The 1066-nt window shown below is 59.2% G+C and carries 2 protein-coding genes; both read right to left on the bottom strand.

Features of this window, described 5'->3' with window-relative positions; genetic code table 11:
• The coding region (gene groEL / locus AC13QO_RS29890) for a chaperonin GroEL (RefSeq protein WP_488542764.1) at positions 1-717 on the bottom strand (717 nt) is incomplete at its 3' end.
• A gap of 150 nt (positions 718-867) precedes the next feature.
• Positions 868-1066 (bottom strand): co-chaperone GroES (locus tag AC13QO_RS29885; protein ID WP_488542763.1); only part of this gene is annotated, 199 nt, incomplete at its 5' end.

Raw genomic sequence — 1066 nt, 5'->3', positions numbered from 1 at the left:
AGCTTCGAGGATCGGCAGCATCGACTGCAGGTTCGACAGCTTCTTCTCATGAATGAGAATATAGGGGTCCTCGAACTCGACCCGCATCTTGTCGGCATTGGTGACGAAGTAGGGGCTGAGGTAACCGCGGTCGAACTGCATGCCTTCGACGACTTCGAGTTCGGTCTCGGCGGTCTTGGCTTCTTCAACGGTGATGACGCCGTCATTGCCGACCTTTTGCACGGCCTCCGCCAGGAAGCGGCCGATTTCGGCGTCACCATTGGCGGAGATCGTGCCGACCTGGGCAATTTCGGCATTGTTGGATATCTTGCGGGCGTTGGCCTTCAGTTCTTCGACGATCGCGCTGACGGCGAGATCGATGCCGCGCTTCAGGTCCATCGGGTTCATGCCCGACGTCACGGCTTTGGCCCCCTCCTTGACGATCGCCTGGGCGAGCACCGTCGCCGTCGTGGTGCCGTCGCCGGCGATGTCGCTGGTCTTCGAAGCGACTTCGCGGACCATCTGGGCGCCCATGTTCTCGAACTTGTCTTCGAGCTCGACTTCCTTGGCGACCGAGACGCCGTCCTTGGTGATGCGCGGCGCACCGAAGGACTTGTCGATCACGACGTTGCGGCCTTTCGGACCCAGCGTCACCTTTACGGCGTTGGCCAGGATGTCGACACCGCGCAACATTTTTTCGCGGGCTTCGACGCTGAATTTGACTTCTTTAGCAGCCATGTCCTCACTCCTTCATCGGCAGCTTGCGCATGTCGCCAAGTGTACAGCGGTTTTGCGAGGACGACATGCGTAGAAATTAAGATCTAAAGCGCGATGAGCGAATCTCAGAGATCGCACCGGGCTTTAGCATTGATTTTCGACTTGATGGACTCAGGCGGCCTCTTTCCGCTCGCTCTGAGCTTCGATGATACCCATCACGTCGCTTTCCTTCATGATCAGCAGGTCCTCGCCGTCGATCTTGATCTCCGTGCCGGACCACTTGCCGAACAGGATGCGATCGCCGACCTTGACGTCGAGCGCCTGGATCTGGCCGGCATCGTTGCGCGCACCGGGGCCGATGGCGACGATT

The organism is Rhizobium sp. CNPSo 3670 (genome assembly GCF_057784555.1).
Note: the sequence above shows the minus strand (reverse complement) of the source record. Positions and strands in the feature narration are given on the sequence as shown.